The organism is Prauserella shujinwangii (assembly GCF_003001955.1).
Taxonomy (GTDB): Bacteria; Actinomycetota; Actinomycetes; order Mycobacteriales; family Pseudonocardiaceae; genus Qaidamihabitans; species Qaidamihabitans shujinwangii.
The window spans coordinates 551623-571762 of sequence record NZ_PVNH01000002.1 but is presented as its reverse complement, the minus strand read 5'-3'; the positions used below and the strand labels follow the sequence as shown (position 1 = coordinate 571762).

19 protein-coding genes are annotated in these 20140 nt (G+C 71.0%); 5 read left to right on the top strand and 14 right to left on the bottom strand.

Translation table 11 applies throughout. The annotated features are described in order from the left end of the window. Nucleotides 1-21: 21 nt before the first annotated feature. The 4 genes from B0I33_RS06095 to B0I33_RS06080 form a co-directional block, all read right to left on the bottom strand. Nucleotides 22-762 carry a DUF4097 family beta strand repeat-containing protein gene (locus tag B0I33_RS06095; RefSeq protein ID WP_245900463.1) on the bottom strand — a complete coding sequence of 247 codons (741 nt, stop codon included), beginning with the start codon at nucleotides 760-762 and terminating at the stop codon, nucleotides 22-24. After that, the gene (locus B0I33_RS06090) at nucleotides 650-1819 is read right to left on the bottom strand and encodes an alpha/beta hydrolase (protein ID WP_245900462.1); all 1170 of its coding nucleotides are present in this window, start codon (nucleotides 1817-1819) and stop codon (nucleotides 650-652) included. The genes B0I33_RS06095 and B0I33_RS06090 overlap by 113 nt, the downstream gene beginning before the upstream one ends. An 89-nt stretch (nucleotides 1820-1908) precedes the next feature. Continuing rightward, nucleotides 1909-3192: a PP2C family protein-serine/threonine phosphatase gene (locus B0I33_RS06085; protein WP_106177531.1), complete on the bottom strand. Its 1284-nt coding sequence runs from the start codon at nucleotides 3190-3192 to the stop codon at nucleotides 1909-1911. Between the two features lie 74 nt (nucleotides 3193-3266). Next, nucleotides 3267-3815 (bottom strand): CGNR zinc finger domain-containing protein, encoded by a 549-nt coding sequence (locus tag B0I33_RS06080; protein WP_106177530.1) that lies wholly within the window; start codon nucleotides 3813-3815, stop codon nucleotides 3267-3269. 30 nt (nucleotides 3816-3845) lie between these two features. On the opposite strand from B0I33_RS06080, the gene B0I33_RS06075 reads away from it, so the two are divergent. Further along, complete coding sequence (locus B0I33_RS06075; RefSeq protein ID WP_106177529.1) at nucleotides 3846-4691, top strand: alpha/beta fold hydrolase; 846 nt, start codon at nucleotides 3846-3848, stop codon at nucleotides 4689-4691. Between the two features lie 9 nt (nucleotides 4692-4700). On the opposite strand, the gene B0I33_RS06070 is transcribed toward B0I33_RS06075, so the two are convergent. Then, nucleotides 4701-5252, bottom strand: coding sequence for a dihydrofolate reductase family protein (locus B0I33_RS06070; RefSeq protein ID WP_106177528.1), 552 nt, complete (start codon nucleotides 5250-5252; stop codon nucleotides 4701-4703). A 120-nt stretch (nucleotides 5253-5372) separates the two neighbouring features. On the opposite strand from B0I33_RS06070, the gene B0I33_RS06065 reads away from it, so the two are divergent. Then, on the top strand, nucleotides 5373-6983 hold the full coding sequence (locus B0I33_RS06065; protein ID WP_106177527.1) for an amidohydrolase: 1611 nt from the start codon (nucleotides 5373-5375) through the stop codon (nucleotides 6981-6983). A 171-nt stretch (nucleotides 6984-7154) separates the two neighbouring features. Continuing rightward, the gene (locus B0I33_RS06060) at nucleotides 7155-8561 is read left to right on the top strand and encodes an APC family permease (RefSeq protein ID WP_106177526.1); all 1407 of its coding nucleotides are present in this window, start codon (nucleotides 7155-7157) and stop codon (nucleotides 8559-8561) included. Between the two features lie 40 nt (nucleotides 8562-8601). On the opposite strand, the gene B0I33_RS06055 is transcribed toward B0I33_RS06060, so the two are convergent. From B0I33_RS06055 to B0I33_RS06030, 6 genes are read right to left on the bottom strand one after another with little or no spacing between them, the layout of a single operon-like run. Beyond that, on the bottom strand, nucleotides 8602-9444 hold the full coding sequence (locus B0I33_RS06055) for a polysaccharide lyase family protein (protein WP_106177525.1): 843 nt from the start codon (nucleotides 9442-9444) through the stop codon (nucleotides 8602-8604). Continuing rightward, a complete protein-coding gene (locus B0I33_RS06050) occupies nucleotides 9444-11030 on the bottom strand; it encodes an alkaline phosphatase D family protein (RefSeq protein WP_106177524.1) in 1587 nt (528 codons plus the stop codon). The genes B0I33_RS06055 and B0I33_RS06050 overlap by 1 nt, the downstream gene beginning before the upstream one ends. 22 nt (nucleotides 11031-11052) lie before the next feature. Further along, on the bottom strand, nucleotides 11053-11880 hold the full coding sequence (locus tag B0I33_RS06045) for a carbohydrate ABC transporter permease (RefSeq protein WP_106177523.1): 828 nt from the start codon (nucleotides 11878-11880) through the stop codon (nucleotides 11053-11055). Beyond that, nucleotides 11877-12842 carry a carbohydrate ABC transporter permease gene (locus tag B0I33_RS06040; protein ID WP_181193188.1) on the bottom strand — a complete coding sequence of 322 codons (966 nt, stop codon included), beginning with the start codon at nucleotides 12840-12842 and terminating at the stop codon, nucleotides 11877-11879. The genes B0I33_RS06045 and B0I33_RS06040 overlap by 4 nt, the downstream gene beginning before the upstream one ends. Continuing rightward, nucleotides 12843-14120 (bottom strand): ABC transporter substrate-binding protein, encoded by a 1278-nt coding sequence (locus B0I33_RS06035; RefSeq protein WP_106177522.1) that lies wholly within the window; start codon nucleotides 14118-14120, stop codon nucleotides 12843-12845. Then, complete coding sequence (locus tag B0I33_RS06030; protein ID WP_106177521.1) at nucleotides 14117-15397, bottom strand: Gfo/Idh/MocA family protein; 1281 nt, start codon at nucleotides 15395-15397, stop codon at nucleotides 14117-14119. The genes B0I33_RS06035 and B0I33_RS06030 overlap by 4 nt, the downstream gene beginning before the upstream one ends. A gap of 95 nt (nucleotides 15398-15492) precedes the next feature. On the opposite strand from B0I33_RS06030, the gene B0I33_RS06025 reads away from it, so the two are divergent. After that, nucleotides 15493-16647, top strand: a complete 1155-nt coding sequence (locus B0I33_RS06025) for an ROK family transcriptional regulator (protein ID WP_245900461.1) — start codon at nucleotides 15493-15495, stop codon at nucleotides 16645-16647. A 76-nt stretch (nucleotides 16648-16723) separates the two neighbouring features. Here the strand turns inward: B0I33_RS06025 and B0I33_RS06020 are convergent, their stop codons facing one another. Beyond that, the gene (locus tag B0I33_RS06020; RefSeq protein ID WP_106177519.1) at nucleotides 16724-17152 is read right to left on the bottom strand and encodes a phosphatase domain-containing protein; all 429 of its coding nucleotides are present in this window, start codon (nucleotides 17150-17152) and stop codon (nucleotides 16724-16726) included. Nucleotides 17153-17195: 43 nt separating this feature from the next. On the opposite strand from B0I33_RS06020, the gene B0I33_RS06015 reads away from it, so the two are divergent. After that, nucleotides 17196-18011, top strand: coding sequence for an SAM-dependent methyltransferase (locus B0I33_RS06015; RefSeq protein WP_106177518.1), 816 nt, complete (start codon nucleotides 17196-17198; stop codon nucleotides 18009-18011). 78 nt (nucleotides 18012-18089) lie between these two features. On the opposite strand, the gene B0I33_RS06010 is transcribed toward B0I33_RS06015, so the two are convergent. Both B0I33_RS06010 and B0I33_RS06005 read right to left on the bottom strand, forming a co-directional pair. Beyond that, nucleotides 18090-19781 carry a sodium:solute symporter family protein gene (locus B0I33_RS06010; RefSeq protein WP_106177517.1) on the bottom strand — a complete coding sequence of 564 codons (1692 nt, stop codon included), beginning with the start codon at nucleotides 19779-19781 and terminating at the stop codon, nucleotides 18090-18092. After that, nucleotides 19778-20089, bottom strand: a complete 312-nt coding sequence (locus B0I33_RS06005) for a DUF4212 domain-containing protein (protein WP_106177516.1) — start codon at nucleotides 20087-20089, stop codon at nucleotides 19778-19780. The genes B0I33_RS06010 and B0I33_RS06005 overlap by 4 nt, the downstream gene beginning before the upstream one ends. Nucleotides 20090-20140 lie beyond the last annotated feature (51 nt).

Below are 20140 nucleotides of genomic sequence, written 5' to 3'. Positions count from 1 at the left end.
CGGCGAACGCGAGACCGGCGACTAGCCTGCCGCGGGATGGATGACGATGTCGTCGAGGCGCGTGCGGGCGTAGACCTCGACCTCGTCGTCGAACCCGCCCGGGCCGTCCTGCGCGGGCAGGGAGTCGCGCACCCGCCCCTTGGTGCTCTCGGCGTCCACCCGGGCAGCGGTGCCCTCGCTGATGCCGATCTCGATACCCCCGGAAGCGTTCGCCAGGTCCGCCTTGCCGCGCGACATCCGGCCGACCCGGATGGGACAGGCGCCCGCCTTGGCGGTGACGCTGCCGTCGGCGCGGTCGATGTCGAAACCGCCGCTTGCGCCGCCGAGATCGACGTCGGACCAGGCGTGGCCGATCCAGACCTTTCCGGTCGAGCCCGTGTACCTGACGATGCCCTCGGCCTCGCCGATCCGCACCCCGGCCGCGCCGCCGTCGATCCTGGCGCTGCCGGCGAGGCGCCCGACCGTGACCTCACCGGCCCTGAGACGTCCCCGCAGCGCGGTGACGTGGTCGAGCCGGACCTGTCCCGATGCCATGTCCAGCGCACAGTCGCCGAACCGGCCCTCGGCGTGCACCTCCGTCCAGGCCGTGTTGAGGACCAGCCCGGACCCAGCGGGCAGTTCGATGGTGATGGCGACAGAACCGTTCCTGTCACCCGGCTTGTTCGTCTTGATCGACAGTTCGCCTGCCGAGAAGCCGACCTCGGTCTTCTCGGCGACCTTCGAGTCGGTTCTGTTCGCGCTGTCGATGGGCTCGACCAGCACCACCGTGTCGGGCCGTTCGCTCGCGGCGATCCGCACCCGCGCACCCGCGGTGACCAGCGTGACCCGGATCGGCTCTGGCGTGGTGAAAGTAGGCATGTGGAGTCTCCCCTTGTGGTGTGCGTGGTGGGCGGCGGGCTAGGCGTGCGCCGCCCAGGTCCACCACGTCGCGGATCGCCTGGACGACGGCATCCGCGTGGTCGCTGATGAGGAAGGTGTGACCGGCGTCGGAGAGGATGCGCTGCTCCCCGTGCGAGACCCGGCTCACCACGGTCGCGTCCAGCCGCACCCTGCCCGCACGCGCCTTGCGCACCAGCTCGAGGTGCTCCGTCAACATGGCCTCGTCGGCGGCATCGACGCCACCCGCGGTGAGCGCGATCAGCGGGACGTCGGGAAGGTCCGGTCCGGCCCGCAGCTCATCGGCGAGCATCGCCATGTTGCCGCGTTCGACGAAGCCGACCCGGATCCATTCGTCACTCACGTGGGCATCGACCAGCGCCTGCCGCACGTGCCCGGGGTGCTCCGCGAACAACTTCTCGCCCATCTCGCGCAGGGCCGGGCGCAGCTGCCGGATCTGCTCCAGCTCGGGTGCCATCTGCTCGCCCGCGGCCAGGCTCAGCTCGGAAGGCAGGAACTCGTCCCAGTCGCGGTGGAAGGCGTCCACCCAGACCAGACCGGCCACCTCCCGCGGGTACAGCTGGGCGAACCGGTGCGCGTAGGCGCCGCCGAGGGAGTGCGCCACCAGGACGTACGGGGCGGCGATGTCCTGGGCGTGCAGCAGGTCGTGCAGTTCCGTGGCGACCGCGGCGGCGCTGCGCGGCAGCGGGAGCGGGTCGCTGTAGCCGGTGCCGCCGCGGTCGTAGACCACGGCGGTGGTGGACCGCGCGACCTGCTGCTGGAGGTGGAAGTAGTCCAGGCCGACCGCGCTGGCGCCCGGCAGGAAGACGACGGCGGGCCCGCCGCTGCCCGACCGGTGCACGAAGAGACGGCGGCCGTCGATCTCCTGGAACTCGCCGACCGGCGGAGTGAGCCGGCCCGGGGGTGTGGTGTCGTTTGTCATGTGACCACCCTCGGCGCCCGGCCTGCCACGCCGCTGACACGAGCCTGACACGACCGCTGACGTGGCCCGGTTCGCGGCCGGGCCGGACCTCAGGCCGGGACGCTCATGGCCAGCAGTGCCACATCGTCGGTGGGTGCCGGGTCGAATCCCGCGATGAGGTCGGTGAGGTCGTCGACCAGCTGCTGCGCGCCCCCGTGCCCGCGGCTGTCGAGGAAGGCGGTGAGCCCGTCCTCGCCGAAGAACGTGCCGCCGGGCCGCGCCTCGGTGAGCCCGTCGGTGTAGAGCAGCAGGGACTCGCCCGGCTCCAGGCGCGTCTGGCAGGCGGCGAACCGGGCGTCGGGCAGGGCGCCGACCAGCATCCCGCCCTCGGGATGCACCTCCCGTACGGCGCCGTCGCCGAGGCGCAGCGCGGGCGGGTGCCCGCCACTGGCGAGGGTGACGTCGAAGCCGCCGTCGCGGCCGGGGGTGAGGACGCCGAACAACACCGTGCAGAACTCGGAGACGTGCCGGTCCATCAGCAGCGCGGTGTTGAGCTCGGCGAGCCCGGCCGTCGGGTCCGGGTGATGCAGGGCCGCGGCCCGCAGCGTGTACCGCGTGAGCGAGGTGACCGCCGCGGCCGCGGCCCCGTGCCCGGTGACATCCCCGACGAAAACGCCCCACCTGCCGTCGCCGAGGGCGAACACGTCGTAGAAGTCGCCGGTCACGTGCCGTGCCGAGGCGGCGTGGTAGTGGCACGCCAGCTCAAGGCCGGGCACGTCCGGCAGCCGGGGCGGCAGCAGCGTGCTCCGCAGCGTCGTGGCGAACGACTCGATCGTCTCGGCGTCCCGCTGGGCCCGTTCCCGCAGCCGCCGCTCCTCGCGCAGGGTGGTCAGCGCGGACAGGCGCAGCTCCAGCTCGTCCATGACCACCGCGGCCAGGTCCCGCAGGATGGCCGCGCCCGCCGGGTCCAGCTCACGCGGGCGCGTGTCGAGCACGTTCACGGTGCCCAGCCGGTGCCCTTCCGAGGTGACGATTGGCGCGGCCGCGTAGAACCGGATCCCCAGCTCGCCGCGGACCAGCGGGTTCCGCATGGTGCGCGGGTCGGTCAGGGCGTCGGCCACCACATACGGCGCGTCCTGCAGTACCGCCGAGGCGCACAGCCCCGGATCGCGCCCGACCTGGGTGACCCCGCTGAGCCCGTGGGTGGCCTTGAACCAGATCCGGTCGCTGTCGACGATGCTGACCGTGGCGATCGGGGCGTCGAGCAGGCGAGCCGCCATCGCGGCAATGCGGTCGAACGCTCCGTCGGGTGGCGTGTCGAGAATGTCGTAGCGGTCGACCGCGGCCAGTCTCGCCCGCTCCACTGTTTCGGCACTGGCCGTGGTGGTCGTCATGCTGCTCCCGTCGCTCCGCCGAGGTTCCGAGTGAAGGCTGACGGCTCAACCACGGTTCACTGTAGTCGTGCGGGTCAGCGGGCGCCGTGCGGCTTTCCCTTGCGCCGCGCGTAGTGCGCGCGGGCCTTCGCCCGGTTGCCGCAGCGGGCCATCGAGCACCACTGCCGGCTGCGTTTGGGGGACGCGTCGACGAACCGGAGACCGCAGTCGTCGGCGGCGCAGATCCGGATCTCCGGCTCGGCCGTGACCAGTTCGATCGCGTCCACGGCCAGTGCGGCGAGCAGCGGGGTCGCCAGCACCCGCCGGGGACGGCCGTGCCGGCCGACCTCCAGCCGGGGCGGTGGGGCCGCGGCGGCCTCGGTGTTGAGCAACTCGACGTCGGCGGCGTCGGGTGCCGTGCCGGCCGTGACGGCGCGCGTGACGCGGTCGATCGCCTCGCGCAACCGGATGGCCCTGTCCGGATCCGGTTCGCCGGGACCGCTGTGCCCGGCCAGCCTGGCCCACTCGGCCAGCGCGGCGGGCGAGGTGAGCAGTTCCCGGCCGCCACGATGCCGGTCGCGGCAGGTGTTGACGAAGTCGACGCACAGCCTGCCCGCGTCGAACACCCAGTCCGACTCTGTCATATAACCATCTTATACGGTTAGAATCAGGTCATGGAATCGGGAATGAAGACCGTGAACGGCATCCGCATGCACTACCGGATCGCGGGAGACGGCCCGCCGCTCGTGCTGTTGCACGGGTGGCCGCAGACGGGGTACTGCTGGCGCAAGCTGATCGAGCCACTCGCGCGCGAGCACACGGTGGTCGTTCCCGATCTGCGCGGTTACGGCCTTTCCGACAAGCCACGCACCGGCTACGACAAGCGCACGATGGCCGCCGACGTCGCCGAACTGGTGTCCACCCTGGGTTTCGAGCGGGCCGGCGTGGTGGGCCACGACCGGGGCGGCCGGGTCGCCCACCGCTGGGCGCTGGACCGGCCCCGCCAGGTCGAGCGGCTCGCCGTGCTCGACATCCTGCCGACCAGGGAGATGTGGCGGCGGCTCGACGCGGAGCTCGGCCGCGGCTACTGGCACTGGCTGTTCCACCTGCAGCCCGACCTGCCGGAACGGCTCGCGGGCCAGGACGTCGAGGGTTACCTGGGGTACTTCTTCGAACGCTGGACGTACCAGCGTGCCGGCCTGGAACCAGAGGCGGTGGCCGAGTACGTGCGCGCGTTCTCCGCGCCGGGCGCGCTGCGCGCCGGCTTCGACGACTACCGCGCATCCTTCCCGGACGATGCCGAACACGACGAAGCGGACTTCGCCGCCGGGCGGCGGCTGGCGATGCCGGTGCTCGCGCTGTGGGGCGAGCAGGGTCTCCTCGGTACCCTGCCCGCCCTCGACATCTGGCGGGAGTACGCCCACGATGTCACCGGTGCCGCGATACCCGAGTGTGGCCACTTCCTGCCCGAGGAGCGGCCGGAGGCGGTGCTGTCGCGGTTGCGCGCGTTTCTCTCGTGAGGCGGGCGCTCAGCGCTCGTAGCGGAGCAGCACCACCTTGTCGTCGAACGTCCTCGACTCGGCGAGACGCAGGTCGAACCTGGCTGCCGGGGTGAGGAACGTCGGCCTGCCACCGCCGAGCACGACGGGGTGCACGAAAACCTGGTACTCGTCGATCAGTCCGTGCTCGGTGAGGGACGCCGCGAGGTCGGAACCTCCGAACAGGACCATGTCGTTGCCCGGCTGTTCCTTCAGTTTCCCCAGTTCCTCCGGGCCGGGTACCACCGTGGTGTTCCAGTCGGCGCGCTCCAGCGTCCGCGACACCACGAACTTGCGCTTCTCCCGCCAGCGGGGCGCGAACTTCAAGTCGTGCTCGTCTGTGGAGATCTCCTCGGCCTTCGGCCAGTAGCTCGCCATGAAGCTCCACACCACGCGCCCGTAGAGGAACGCGTCGACCTCGTCGCTCAGCCCCCGTGAGTACGTCCCCAGCTCCGATCCCATCATCGGCCAGTCGAACTCGCCGTTCGGGCCCTCGATGAAGCCGTCGACGGACTGGTGCACGAAGTGGATGATCTTGCTCATGGTGCTCGCCTCTCCCTTGTCGATCCGATCGACTGCACAGACCAGCGTCGTCGCGAAAACTCATCGCGCGGCTACGCTGCGGTTGCCCAGCCCACACCGATCCGGCCGAGAGGACTCGCGATGCTCGACCTGCTCCTGCGTGACGTACGCGCCCTGACGATGACCGAGGAGCGGCCCCGCGCCCGCACTGTCGGGGTGCTGCACGGGCACATCGTGGGGGTGGACGAGCAGGTCGAGGATCTGCCCGCGCGCACGGTGGTCGACGGGGACGGTGCGGTGCTGACCCCCGGCTTCACCGACGCGCACAACCACATGGTCTGGTACGGCCTCTCCCTGGCCGAGATCGACCTCTCCGCGTGCCGGACGCTGGACGAGGTCTACGACGCGGTCGCCGAGCGCGCCGCCGCGCTGCCGTCGGACGCCTGGGTGGTCGGATCCGGCTACGACGACTACGTGCTGGGCGGCCACCCCGAGCGGGCCGCGATCGACCGGGCCGGCGGCGGCCGCCCGGTCTGGCTGAAGCACCGCTCGGCGCACATGTGCGTGGTCAGCAGCGCGATCCTGGCCAAGGCCGGGGTGCTGGACGGCTCGGCCACGGTGCCCGAGGGCGGGGTCGTGGGCCGGGACGCCGAGGGGGAGGCCACCGGCCTGCTCGCCGAGCAGGCACAGCAGCTGGCGGACGCGCTGGTCAAGCCGTACCCGGTGGAGGAACTGGCCGCCGCCATCGCGCGGGCGGCCCGCGTGTACGTGGCCGAGGGGCTCACCCACGTCACCGAGGCGGGCATCGGCGGCGGGTGGATCGGCCACAGCCCGGCCGAGGCCGCCGCGTACCAGCTCGCCCGGCAGCGCGGTGACCTGCCGTTACGAGTGGAGCTGATGCCCGCGGCCGAGGTGCTGCACCCGTTGCCGGGCGAACCCGCGTGCCTCGACCTCGGCCTGCGCACCGGGTTCGGCGACGACTTCCTGCGCATCGGACCGATGAAGATCTTCACCGACGGCGCGCTCAGCAGCCGCACGGCCGCGCTGACCGAGCCGTACAGCGGCGAGGGCGGGCTCGGCGTGCTCGGCGACGACCCGGACGTGCTGCGCGATCGCATGCTCGCCGCGCACCGAGGTGGCTGGCGGATCGCCGCGCACGCCATCGGTGACCGTGCGGTCGACCTCACCCTCGACGCGCTGGAGCGGGCCCAGCGCGAGTTGCCGAGGCCGGGAGTACGGCACCGGATCGAGCACGCCGGGATGGTCCGGCCGGACCAACTGTCCAGGATGGCCGCTCTCGGCGTGGTTCCGGTGCCGCAGGCACGGTTCCTGTACGAGATCGGCGACACCATGGCCGCCGCGGTCGGGCCGGACCGGGTGCCGTGGCTGTACCGGCACAGGTCCTTTTTGGACGCCGGGCTGCGGGTGCCCGCGAGTTCCGACCGGCCGTGTGTCGGTACCGGCGCCCCGCTCGCCGGGATGCGCTCGATGGTGGAGCGCACCAGCAAGGCGGGCGTCGTGCTGAGCCCGGACGAGCGCGTCGACGCCACCGAGGCCCTGCGGGCGTACACCGCACACGCCGCGTACGCGGCCTACCAGGAGGACCGGCGCGGCCGCATCGCGGAGGGCATGGTGGCGGACCTGGTGCTGCTCGACGACGATCCGACGACGGTGCCCAGCTCGGCAATCGCGGACATCGGGGTGCTCGCCACCTACGTCGCGGGGCGGGCCGTGCACGGCGGGCAGCGCTGACCCGTACGCCGTGTCCGCCGCCTGTGCACGCGTGTCCGCCACCTGCGCACGCGTGTCCGCGGCGCCCGGCGCGAACACCTGTGCACAGGTCGCGGACACGGCCGCGGCGGCTTGACGCGGGGGGCCGGAGCGCGCAAGCTCAGCGCTGATCGTCTCCGCGGGGGAGGGTGCATGACACGGCATCGCGACCACGGTCTCACCAGGGTCCTCGGCAGGCTCGACGTCATCGCGATCGCCTTCGGGGCCATGATCGGTTTCGGGTGGATCGTCCTGACCGGCGGGTTCCTCGAGGACGCGGGCAGCGGCGGTGCCGCGCTCGCGTTCGTCATCGGCGGCATCGTCGTCGGGCTGGTCGGCCTGACGTACGCCGAGCTGGTGTCCGCGATGCCCGCCGCGGGTGGCGAGCACAACTACACGCTGCGCGCGCTCGGCGCACGGCCCGCGTTCGTCACGTCTTGGACGCTCGTGCTCGGCTACGTCTCCGTGGTCGCGTTCGAGGCGGTCGCCCTCCCGCAGACCCTGCTCTACCTGGTGCCCGACCTGCCGGCGGGCAGGCTGTGGTCGGTCGCGGGCTACGACGTGTACGCCAGCTGGGCCGCCGTCGGCATCGCGGGCGCGGTCGTCGTCACGGCGCTGAACTACGTCGGTGTGCGGCCCGCGGCGGTGTTCCAGACCATCGCCGTGTTGTTCCTGCTCGTCGTCGGCGTGCTGCTGACGGCGGGCGCGGTCGTCGGCGGCTCGGGGGAGAACCTGGAACCGCTGTTCTCCGGCGGCACGTCCGGCATCCTCCTCGTCCTGGTCGCCACGCCGTTCCTGTTCGTCGGGTTCGACGTGATCCCGCAGTCGGCGGGTGAGATCAACCTGCCGCCGCGCCGGATCGGCACGCTGTTGCTCATCTCGGTGGGCCTGGCGGTCACCTGGTACGTGATGATCATGCTGACGGTCGGTTCCGGGCTGGCCCACGACCAGCGCACCGACTCCGAACTGCCCACGGCGGAGGCGATGTCGGCGCTGTGGGGCAGCTCGGCGATGGGCACCGTCCTCGTCGTCGGCGGCATCGCGGGCATCCTCACCAGCTGGAACGGCTTCCTGCTCGGCGCGAGCAGGCTCGTGTTCGCGATGGCGTCGTCCGGGATGCTGCCGCGCTGGTTCGCCCGCGTCCATCCACGGTTCGGCACGCCGGGCAACGCGATCCTGTTCATCGGCGCGCTGTCGGTCGTCGCGCCGCTGTTCGGCAGGCAGATGCTCGTCTGGCTCGTCGACGCGGGCAGCCTGAGCATCATCGTCGCGTACCTGATGGTCGCGCTGAGTTTCCTCGTGCTGCGGCGCAGGGAGCCGGAGATGCCCCGCCCGTTCCGGCTGCCGCTCGGCCGGACGGTGGGTGTGCTCGCGGTGCTGCTGAGCTTCGGCACCGCCGTGCTCTTCCTGCCGGGCATGCCGGCCGAGCTGATCTGGCCGGCCGAATGGATCATCGTCGGTGCCTGGTGGCTGGCGGGGATCGTGCTCGTCCTGCGCCTGCCCCGGGTCCGGCCGAGTGTGGACGCCGAGGAGCGGCTGCTGCGGGCCGTCCGCCGCTGAAGCCCCCCGAGGTGGCACCGGGGGACTTCAGCGGCGGTGGTCAGGCGGGGTCGAACACGCCCAGCGCGTCGTAGGCGTGCCAGGAGCCCTCACCCTTGTGCAGGGTGAGCACGTTCCGCCCGGTCACCAGCGCGGACGCCGGGACCGGCAGCTCCACGACCGACGGCTTCAGTGGCGAGCCGGGGGCGGTCGCGTCGCCCTCCAGCGAGCCCCTTGTCGCGCCGTTCTCCAGCGCCACGTCGGCGATCGCGGTGCCGTTGCAGGAGATCTCCACCCTGCCTGGGATGCTGGCGTGGGTGTCGATCAGCCACATCGCGAGGACCAGGTCCGCTTCCGGCGCCGACGGCAGGTCGAACCGGAACCGGAACGTGTGTGCCCTGCTGCCCGCCCACCGGTCGGCCGGGCCGGGGTGCAGGTACGGCCAGTCGGCACCGGGCGTGCTCACCCCGTGCAGGTAGTCGGCGCCGTCCGGGAACCGCGCCGGGTACTGGGCGTACCCGTTCGGGGACAGTGCCAGCTCGAGGCCCTTCCGGTCGAACTCGCCGACCACCGCCACCGGCCTGCCCGACACGGTCACCGACTCCGCCGACGAGGCCCGCAGCGGGCCCGCGGGCCTGCTCCACCGGCCCGCCGCGTCGACGGTCACCACGCGGTAGTACCACGTCCGGCGCTCCGGGCCGAGCCCTTCGTGCCGCAGGCGCGTGTCGATCGTCTTGCCGATCAGGGTCTCCGGCGAAGGCCGGAAACGCGGGTCGGGGGAGCCGTACACGGCGAAGTGGTCGACCAGCGGCCGGTACGGGCGCCGTGCCCGCCAGCGGATGTCGATCCGCCCGATGCCGCCCTCGAACGTGAGGTCGCCGACCTCGGGGACGATGCCGCTCATCACGCCTCCCGCTTCAGTCCCGGCCGGCCGGCCTCGGTGACGAATCTGGCCACTGTGGACACTGGTGCCGCGTCGTCGCGCTGCACGTAGTCGACGATCTTGAACTCGGAGGTCAGCCGCTCCGGCGTCATGGTGCCGAGCACGTATCCCCTGCGGCCGTCGTAGAACTTCACGTGCGGGTTGGCGAGCCACAGCTCGGTGTAGCGGTCGGTCGGCGCACCGTCGCCGTCCGACCCGACGGACGTGGTGACCAGCTCGGTGCCGATCGTCGCCGAGTCCGGGTCGTCGAAGTCGGCCTTCAGCTCCGCCGCGACGTGCCGGTGGATGTCGCCGGTGAGCGCCACGAGATTGCCGATTCCGTACCGCCGGACCGCCGCGAACAGCCGGTCGCGGTTGGCGGTGAACCCGTCCCACTGGTCCATGCTGAACGTCCGGCCCGGACCGGTGTCCCGGTCGATCTGCGCCAGCACGACCTGCTGCGCGAGCACGTTCCAGGTCGCCCTGGAGTGCCGCAGCCCCTGGTCCAGCCAGCGTTCCTGCCGTTCGCCGAGGATCGACCGGCCGGGATCGGTGTGCTCGCCGCCCGCCGTGGAGTCGGTGGGGAAGTCGTCGCGGTACTGCCGGGTGTCGAGCACGTGCACGTCCGCCAGTGACCCCCAGCTCAACCTCCGGTACAGGCGCATGTCGGGACCGTCCGGAAGGGACGACCGGCGCAGCGGCATGTTCTCGTAGTAGGCCCGGTAGGCGACAGCGCGCTGCCGTTCGAAGTCCTCGATCGAGATGCCGTACTGGGAGTGCGCGTCGGCGTAGTTGTTCTGCACCTCGTGGTCGTCCCACGTGCCCACCCACGGCACCCTGGCGTGCACCCGTTGCAGGTGCGGGTCGGTCTTGAACAGCGCGTACCGCAGCCGGTACTGCTCCAGCGTGCGCACCGTGGCGTCGTGCGCCGGACCGACGCTCACCCCCTGCCGCCAGAGGTTGCCGGAGTTGATCGCGTACTCGTAGACGTAGTCGCCGAGGAAGAAGACCAGGTCCACGTCCTCCTCGGCGAGGTGCCGGTAGGCGGTGAAGTGGCCGTGGTACCAGGCCTGGCACGAGGCCATCGCGAACGACAGCCTGCCCACCCCGCTGCCCGGCGCGGGCGCGGTGCGGGTCCGGCCGACCGGGCTGATCTCCCCGCCCGCCCGGAAGCGGTAGAAGTACTCGCGGCCGGGCCGCAGGCCCTCCACCTCGGGGTGCACCGAGTGCGCCAGCTCGGGTGACGCCACGGCCCGGCCACGCCGCACGACGCGGGCGAACCGCTCGTCCTCGGCCACCTCGTAGTGCACGTCGACCGGATGCGCGGGCATCCCGCCGTGGCCGTCCTCGGCCAGCGGGTCCGGCGCCAGGCGGGTCCACAGCACGACACTGGTGGGTTCCGGGTCGCCCGAAGCGACACCGAGCCGGAACGGGTCTGCGGGCACCCGGTCCCCGCCCGGCGTCGCGCCGGCCGGTGCCCCGCTGCCGAGGGCGACGGCCGTGGCGCTCAGCCCGGCGAGGGCGAGGAAGTCACGTCTGTTCGGTGTCCATTGGCTGGGTTCGTTCACGCGCGTGCTCCGATCTTCGTGGTCATTTGAGACCCCCCGACGTGAGTCCGGCGACGATGCGCCGCTGGAACAACAGGACGGCGATCACCAGCGGGATCGTCGCCACCACACCCGCGGCCATCCGGGTGCCGAACGGGCTGTCGTGCGCGGCGACGCCCACGAACTGCGAGATCCGCACCGTGACCGTCTGCATCGCGGGCTCGTTCACCATCGTCAGCGCGATGATGAACTCGTTCCACGCCACGACGAACACGATGATCGCCGTGGTGAACACCCCGGGGACGGCGAGCGGCAGGATCACCTTCCGGAACGCCTGCCCCGGTGTGCAACCGTCCACTCTGGCCGCTTCCTCCAGCTCGAACGGCAGCTGGCGGAAGAACATCGTGAGGTACCAGATCGCCAGCGGTAGCGCGAAGGACAGGTTCGGGACGATCATCGACTGGTAAGTGTTGATCCAGCCGATGTCCGTGAACAGCTTCAGCAGCGGTACGAGCAGTGAAATCCCGGGAAACATCGAGGTCGCGATCACCACCGCGAGCACCGCGTTCTTGAACCGGAAGTCCAGCCGGGCCAGTGCGAACCCGGCCAGTGTGGCGATCACCACCGTGGCCGCTGTGGTCACGCCGGCCACGACGAGGCTGTTCACCAGCGCGCGGCCGAAGTCGTTGCTCCCGCTGAACACCGCACGATAGTTCTCCAGCGACCACGGCGACGGCAGCGCCGACAGGTCGAAGATGTCACTGCTGCGCCGGAAGCTCGACACCACCATCCAGTAGAAGGGCGCCAGGCAGTACAGGACGATGACGGCGATGCCGAGGTTCGGGCCCCATCGGCGGACGAGCGCGCTCATGCCCGAGCCCCCGCCCGCCGGGCCCTGCGGTCACCGAGCAGATCGGCACCGAGCAGCCGGACGAACACGAACGCCACCACCGCCACGTAGAGGAACAGGAGCACCGCGTACGCGGCGGCCGGGCCGTACCGCACCTGGTTGGCCTCGTCCCACGCGAGCATGGACAGCGTCTCCACCGCCCCCTTCTGCGCGCCGACCAGGACGAACGGCAGGTCGAACATGCGCAGGGCGTCCAGCAGGCGGAACAGCACCGCCACGAGCAGGGCGGGTTTCACCAGCGGCAGCGTGACCCGCCAGAACTGCTGCCAGGCGCCCGCGCCGTCGAGCCGGGCGGCCTCGTGGACGTCCTGCGGGATCAGCTGCAGCCCGGCGAGCACCAGCAACCCGACGAACGGGGCCGTCTTCCAGGTATCGGCGATGATCACCGCCAGCTTCGCGGGCCACCCGTCCGCCGTCCACAGCAGTTCCGTGCCCAGCAGGGAGTTCGCCACCCCGTCGGCCTGGAAGATCCACCGCCACAGCAGGCCTGCCACGGCCGTCGGGATCGCCCACGGCACCAGGATCGAGGCCCTGACCAGGCCACGACCGCGCATGGCGCGATGCATCACCACCGCCATCGCCGTGCCGATCACCACCTCGGCGGCCACGGTGGTGACGGTGAACAGCGTCGTGTTGGCGAACGCGTTCCAGAACCGCGCGCTCGCCTCGCCGAACACGGCCGTGTAGTTGTCCAGGCCGACGAACCGCTCTCCGGTGACGATGAAACCGGATTCGTCGAGCTCGTCACCGCCGCGGAACAGCGACTCCCGCAGTGCGGCGAGCAGCGGATAGCCGACCACCAGCGCGAGCACGAGGAACGTCGGGGACAGCAGCAGGGCCGCCTTCCGGCCCGGCCGGTCGGCACGCCCGCGGCGTGCCCGGTCCGGCCCCCGCGTGGGGGTGGTCCGTTCCGTGAGCAGCACTCAGGACCCCTCGGCGATCTCGCTCAGCGCGCGCTGCATCTCGGCCAGTGCCGCGTCCACGGTCCGTTCGCCCTTCAGCGCGGCGTAGACGCTCTCCTGGATGGCGGTGCTGGCGTCGCCGTAGCGCACGATCGAGGGGCGCGGGCGAGCCTGCTCGATGCCGTCCTTCAGCACCGGCAGGTACGGATACTGCTCGCGCAGCCCGGGGTCGGTGTACACCTCGGTCCTCGTCATGGGGTACGCCGAGCCCTTCGCGTGCTCCAGCTGGGTGTCGAGGCTGGTCAGGTACGCGATGAAGTCCCTGGCCGTGGCCTGCTTGGTGGAGAACGCCGACACCGCGAGGTTGTTGCCGCCCAGCGACGACACGCCGGGGCCGTCCGCGCCGGGGATCACGGTCACGCCGAACTTGCCCGCGACCTCGGACGAGCCGTCGTCGGCGTTGGCGAGCGCGTAGATGTAGGCCCAGTTCCGGTGGAACACCAGGTCACCCTGCTGGAAGGCGCGCCTGCCCTCCTCTTCCTTGTAGGTGATGGCCTCGGCGGGGATCATGCCGTCGCGGAAACCGTCCACAAGGAACTCGAGGCCCGCCTTGGCCTCCGGGGTGTCGAGGTGCGGATTGCCCTGCTCGTCGATGACCTCCCCGCCCGCGGAGCCGACCGCCTCGAGGAAGTTGACCGTGAGCCCCTCGTACTTGTCGTGCTGCCCCGCGTAGCAGGACATACCCTCGGCCGCGGGCAGCGCGAGCACCTTGGCGCAGGCCGCTCGCAGCTCGGTCCATGTCGACGGTGGCTCGACGCCTGCCCTGTCCAGCAGGTCCTCGCGGTAGTACAGCATCGCCGAGCCGGTGAAGTGCGGGATCGAGTAGAGCTTGCCCCGGTACTCGGAGCCGCGCAGCGGCGCGTCGAAGAAACCGTCCACGGCGAACTGTTCTCGCGGCAGCTCGGTGATCCAGCGGCGGGCGGCGAACTCGGCGTTCCACGGGATGTCGATCGTGATGACGTCGTACACATCGGACTTGGTCTGGGCCTGCTGGACCAGCTTCTGCCGCTGGCCGTCCGCTCCCTCCGGAAGTTCGACGATCGTGACCTTCTCGTCGGGGTGGTCGGCGTTCCACCGCTGTACGAGCTCGGGCACGGTGCCCGTGCCGTCCTTGAGCGTCGCGAACGTGATGGGACCGCGCCCGTCCGCGTCGCCGGGCGTGCGGCTCCCGGTGTCCGAACCGCATCCCACCGCGGCGAGCGCGCTCGCCATGAGCACCGCGATCGCTGCCTTCCTCATCGTGTTACCTCCGTGTTCGGTGCCGCCGCTTCGCGCAGGCTGACGACTTCTCCGGTGCGGCGCGCACGCTCCGCCGCCCAGACCAGCTGGTGTGTCGCGAGACTTTCGTTGCCGTTGCTGAGGATCAGGCTGTCGTTCCCGGAGGCGATCGCCGCGACGAACGCGTCCACGAGACCCTGGTCGCCTCCGCCGTGCCCGTCTCCTGCCGTGGCGCCGTCCCCCGTGCCGACATCGATCACCTCGGTGCCGTGCAGGAAGTCGTGCACGGTGATCGTGTCGCCGTCCCCCTCGATCGACCCGCGCGTGCCGAAGATCCGGGTCCTGCGGTGGCCGACCGGTGCGAACGCGGTCATGGTGAAGGACGCGGTGACGCCGTCGGTGTACTCGATGTCCACCACCTGGTGGTCCACGACGTCGTTGTCGCAGGCGTAGACGCAGCGCCCGTACGGGCCCTCGCGCAGTGCCGTCCACAGTGCCTCTTCGGTGCGGTCCTCGGTGACCACCGAAAGCGGCCATTCGCGCTCCGGCTGGTCGAGCAGCGGCACGTAGATCCGCGGCGCCGAGTACGGGCAGGACGGTTCGACCGCGCAGTCGACGCAGCGGTCGGCGGCGCCCGCGGGCCTGCGCTCGGGCCGGAACTCGTAGAGGCCACCGAACGAGGACACCCGCACGGCCTGCCTGCCGATGACGTGGGCGAGCCAGTCGAGATCGTGGCACGACTTGGCCATCAGCATGAACGTCGACTCGTCCTCGCGCCGCCAGTTGCCGCGGACGTAGGAGTGGGCGTGGTGCCACCAGCCGACCGGTTCGAGGTGTTCGACGCTGACGATGTCGCCGATGCGGCCGTCGTCGACGAGCCGTTTGAGCGTGCGGGTGTAGGGCGTGTAGCGGAGCACGTGGCAGACGGCGAGCCGCACGCCGGAGTCGGCGACGGCGCGCACGATCCGCTCGCAGTCCGCCTCGGTCGTGGCCATCGGCTTCTCGAGCAGCAGGTGGTAGCCGCGCCGGGCCAGTTCGACCGCGGGTTCGGCGTGCTCCCGGTCCTGGGTGGCGATCACCGCGACGTCGGCGAGGCGGGGACGGGCGAGCAGCTCGCGCCAGTCCGCGAACGTCGTGTCGGCGGGTATGCCGTGCTCGTCGGCGAGCGCCTGGCGAGCGCGTGGTCGCGGTTCGGCGACCGCGACCACGCGCGCCCGGCCCGTCCGGGCGGCGCACGCGGCGTAGGCCCGTCCCCGGGCGCCTGCCCCGACGATGGCGATGGTGACCGGCTTCGGCAAGCGTCCTCCCGGTGACGGTTTGTTATTAATGAAACTTCCTTTAATTAATGAGGCATGGTCTATCATTCGGCGGGTCGCCGGTCAAGGGAGAGTCGTTGTCCAGTTCACGTCCGGAGGGCGGCGGGCAGTCGCTGCTGCGGTTGATCAACTCGGTGGCGGTGCTGTCCGCGCTGCGGGAGTCGAGTCCCGCCACCCTCAGCAACCTGGCGAGTCGCACGGGGCTGTCCCGGCCGACGGTCGAGGCCGCCATGGACGACCTCGTGGAGCAGGGGTGGGCGACCGAGCAGCGGGCGGGCGCGGAGGGGCGGGTGGGCCGGCCGGCCCGGCGGTACGCCTTCCGCGCCGACAGCGGCTACGTGCTCGGGTTCGACGTCGGCGCGCACCGCGTGCTCGGCGTGCTCGCCGATCTCAACGGCCGCACCGTGCACACCTCGGAGACGCAGGTGGACCCGCAGCTGGACGCCGACAGCAGGGTCGCGGTGCTCCGCACCGTCGCCGGCCGCTGCCTCGCCGGTGGTGGCGTCGAACGCGCGCGGCTGATGGCGGTGGCGATCGGCTGCCCCGGCATCATCGCCCCGGACGGCACCGTCACGGTGTCCACGGTGATCCCGGGCTGGGTGGACCTGCCGCTCGCGCGGCGGCTGTCCCGCTCGTTCGCCTGCCCGGTGCTGGTCGACAACGACGCGAACCTGGCCGCGCTCGCCGAGCGGTCGCACGGCGTGGCGCGCGACGTCGACGAGCTGATCTACCTGCTGATCGGGCGGCGAATCGGCGCGGGGCTCATCCTCGGCGGGAACGTGCACCGCGGTTTCGGCGGCGCCGCGGGCGAGATCGGCCTGCTGGACCCACCGAGGTGGGAACGCGTCCGGGAGCTGCTCCTCGGCCCGGCCACCACGGAGTCCATTTCGGATCGTGATCACCAGGTCACCCAGGATCTGCTCGAGGGAGCCAGGGCGGGCGAAAGCGAAGCGCTGTCTATAGTGGACGACTTCTGTGCGGTGCTCGCCCGGCACGCGGTCGCGATGACGTTGACCGTGGATCCGGAGATGATCGTCATCGGCGGTGGCCTCGCCAGTGCGGGCGACCTGCTGCTGCCCCGGCTGCGGGAGCACGTCGACCGCGTGTGCATCCGGCCGCCCCGGCTGGCCACGTCGACGGTTGGCGAGGAGGCCGTGGTGCTCGGTGCGGTTCAGCTGGCACTGCGCGCGGCCGACGAGTCACTGCGGCACGGGGTCGCCACCCGAGCCTGACACCGTGTCCGCGAACTGTGCACGCGTGCCCGCGTCGTGCGGCGCGATCACGCGTGCACAGGTGGCGGACACGGCATCAGGCGAAGCGGGTGACGAACCGGCGCTGCCACGGGGTCTCCACGGCTCCCCGCGTGTAGTGCTCCCGGACATAGCCGACCGCGTCGCGGCGGGGCATGCCGTCCAGGACGGCGAGACACGCCAGCGCGGTGCCGGTGCGGCCGCGGCCGCCCCCGCAGGCGACCTCCACACGCTCGGTGCGCGCCCGTTCCCAGGCTTCCCGCAGCGCTGCCCGCGCGGCCTCGCGATCGGCGGGGAGCCGGAAGTCCGGCCAGCGCAGCCACCGCGACTCCCACGGCATCGCGGGTGGTTCGTGACCGAGGAGGTACAGCCCGAACTCGGGCTCCGGCCCCTCCGGCAGGGGACGCCGGAGGCCGCGTCCCCGGACCAGCCTGCCCGAGGGGAGCCGCAACACCCCTGCCGCCGACGGGGCCCAGGTATCCGTCACGAGCGCGAGTGTATCCCGGTCGCGATTCGGTAGATTCGGGTTCATGACCGGCGAAGGTCCTCCCGATGCCCTGGACGGCGCGCTCGACCGGCCCAGTGCCGCGCGGGTCTACGACTACCTGCTTGGCGGCGACCACAACTACGCCATCGACCGGGAGTTCGCCGAGCGGCAGCTACGCCTCGCGCCGGAGATCAGGGAGCTCGCCAGGGCCAACCGCGCGTTCCTGCGTCGCGCGGTCACCTACGCGGTTCGGCAGGGCGTCCACCAGTTCGTCGACATCGGCAGCGGGCTGCCCACGCAGGGCAACGTCCACGAGGTCGCCGATCGGCACGCACCGGGCCGGTCGCGGGTGGTCTACGTCGACAACGACCCGATCTGCCGCGCGCACTCCGCGATCCTGCTCGCCGACACCGCGGATCCCGAGCGGCACTTCGCGCTCTGCGCGGACTTCCACGACGGCGCCGAGCTGTGGAGCCGGATACTGGAGACCACACCGATCGATCCCGGCGAACCCATCGCGCTGCTGTTCGTCACGACGCTGCACTTCCTCGCGCGGCCGGAGCCCACGCTCTCCTACTACCGCGACCGGCTGCCGCCGGGCAGCCTGCTCGTCCTCAGCCACGGTGCCACGGGCGACGACGTCGAGGCAGGACTGCGGGAGGTCACCGAGAACTACAACCGGCAGACGACCAACCAGGTGCACGTCCGGACGCGCACCCAGATCGAGCGGCTGTTCGGGGACTTCCGGCTGGCCGACCCCGGGCTCGTGCCCGTGCAGCACTGGCGGCCCGAAGGCGCACCGGACGCACTCGGTGCCGGTGACGGCCAGGTGCTCGGAGGGGTGGCCCACAAGGCCTGATCGATCGTGTCCGCCTCCCAGGCACACGTGCCCGCGCCGTACGACGCGGGCACGTGTGCGGGGAGCGCGGACACGTTGTCAGCTCTCGGTGGAGTCCGTCCCTCCGGAGACCGGCTCGGTGCGCCGGTCCGCCGGGTAGCGGAGGTTCTCCACCATCTCTTCCAGGTGCTTCGGCGGTGGTGTCGTCAGCTTTGACACGATGATCGCGACGATGAAGTTGACCGCCGCGCCGATGACGCCGATCGCCTCCGGGCTGATGTCCAGGATCGGCTCGTTCTCCGAGGTCCCGAACACCTCCAGGGTGTAGATCATGTACGTGATCGTCACCGCGAGACCGGCGATCATGCCCGCCGCGGCGCCCTTGTCGTTACACCGTTTCCAGAAGATCCCCATCACGATCGCGGGGAAGAAGCTGGACGCGGCGAGTCCGAACGCGAACGCCACCACCTGTGCCACGAACGCGGGCGGGTTGATGCCCGCGATCACGGCCACGATCACCGCACCGGCCATCGCGACCCGGCCGACGAGCAGCCGCTCGCGGTCGTCGGCGTGCTTGCGGAACCGGCGGAAGTAGAAGTCGTGCGACACCGACGACGAGATGACCAGCAGCAGGCCGGCCGCCGTCGACATCGCCGCCGCCATGCCGCCCGCCGCGACGAGCCCGACGATCGGTGCGGGCAGCCCCGCGATCTCCGGGGACGCGAGCACCAGGATGTCGTTGTTGACGGTGAGGTCGGCACCGGCGTCGGCGCTGTTGCTCACCGACTCGATCGTGGTGGCGTTGGGGTCGACCGAGACAAGCCCGGTCGCCCGCCAGTTCTCGATCCACTGTGGAAGCTGGTCCACCGACCTGCCCTGCACGCCCTCCAGGAGGTTGAACTTGGTGAAGGCGCCCACCGCCGGAGCGGTCGTGTACAGCAGGGCGATGAACAGCAGCGCCCAGAACGCCGAATACCGCGAGCCACGCACGGTCTTCGTGGTGTAGAACCGGATGATCACGTGCGGCAGGCCGGCCGTACCGACCATCAGGGTCAGCGTCACCAGGAAGATGTCGATCATCGGCCGGGCGGTGAACGCCTCGGTGTACCGGTCGAGCCCGAACTCGGCGCTCAACGCGTTGAGCTCGTTCAGGATCTGCCCGAAGGACACCTGCGGGATCGGGATGCCCGTGATCGCCTGCGCCACCGCGAACGCCGGGATCAGGTACGCGATGATCAGCACCGTGTACTGGGCCACCTGGGTCCAGGTGATGCCCTTCATGCCACCGAGGACGGCGTAGGTGAAGATGATCGCCGCCGCGATGAGCACGCCGCCGTTGATGTTGATGTTCAGGAAGCGGCTGAACACGATGCCGCCGCCGTTCATCTGCCCCACCACGTAGGTGAACGAGATGATGATCGCCGCACCGGCGGCGACCGTGCGCACGAGCTCCGAGTACCGGTCCCCGACGAACTCAGGGACGGTGAACTTGCCCCACTTGCGCAGGTACGGCGCGATCAGCATGGCCAGCAGCACGTAACCGCCGGTCCAGCCCATCAGGTAGATGGAACCGTCCGAGCCGAGGAAGGCGATGAGGCCGGCCATCGAGATGAACGACGCCGCCGACATCCAGTCGGCCGCGATGGCCGCACCGTTGGCGACCGTGGGGATGCCCTGCCCCGCGACGTAGAAGCCCTTGGTCTCCGCGACCCGGCTCCGCCACGCGATGGTGATGTAGACGCCGAACGACAGGATGATGAAGACCAGCGTCCAGATCTGGATGTTGCTCATTGCCGCCGGCCCTCCCCGTCACGCTCGCTGACGCCGAACTTGTCGTCGAGGCGGTCCATGCGCACCGCGTAGATGAGGATGAGCAGCAGGAACGTGTAGATCGATCCCTGCTGGGCGATCCAGAACCCCAGCGGATACCCGCCGAAGCTGACCTGGTTCAGCTGCTCGACGAACAGGATGCCGCCGCAGAACGGCACGATGAACCAGACGCTCAGCAGCGTGAGCATCAGCCGGAGATTGCGCCGCCAGTATTCTCGACGCCAGTCGCCCTGTGACGGCGACTGGCTTTCTTCTCCTGTGTGAGCCACCGTTGGCTCCCTTCGGTCCTAAACCGCGTTACGGGTGCGGAAAGGATCGAC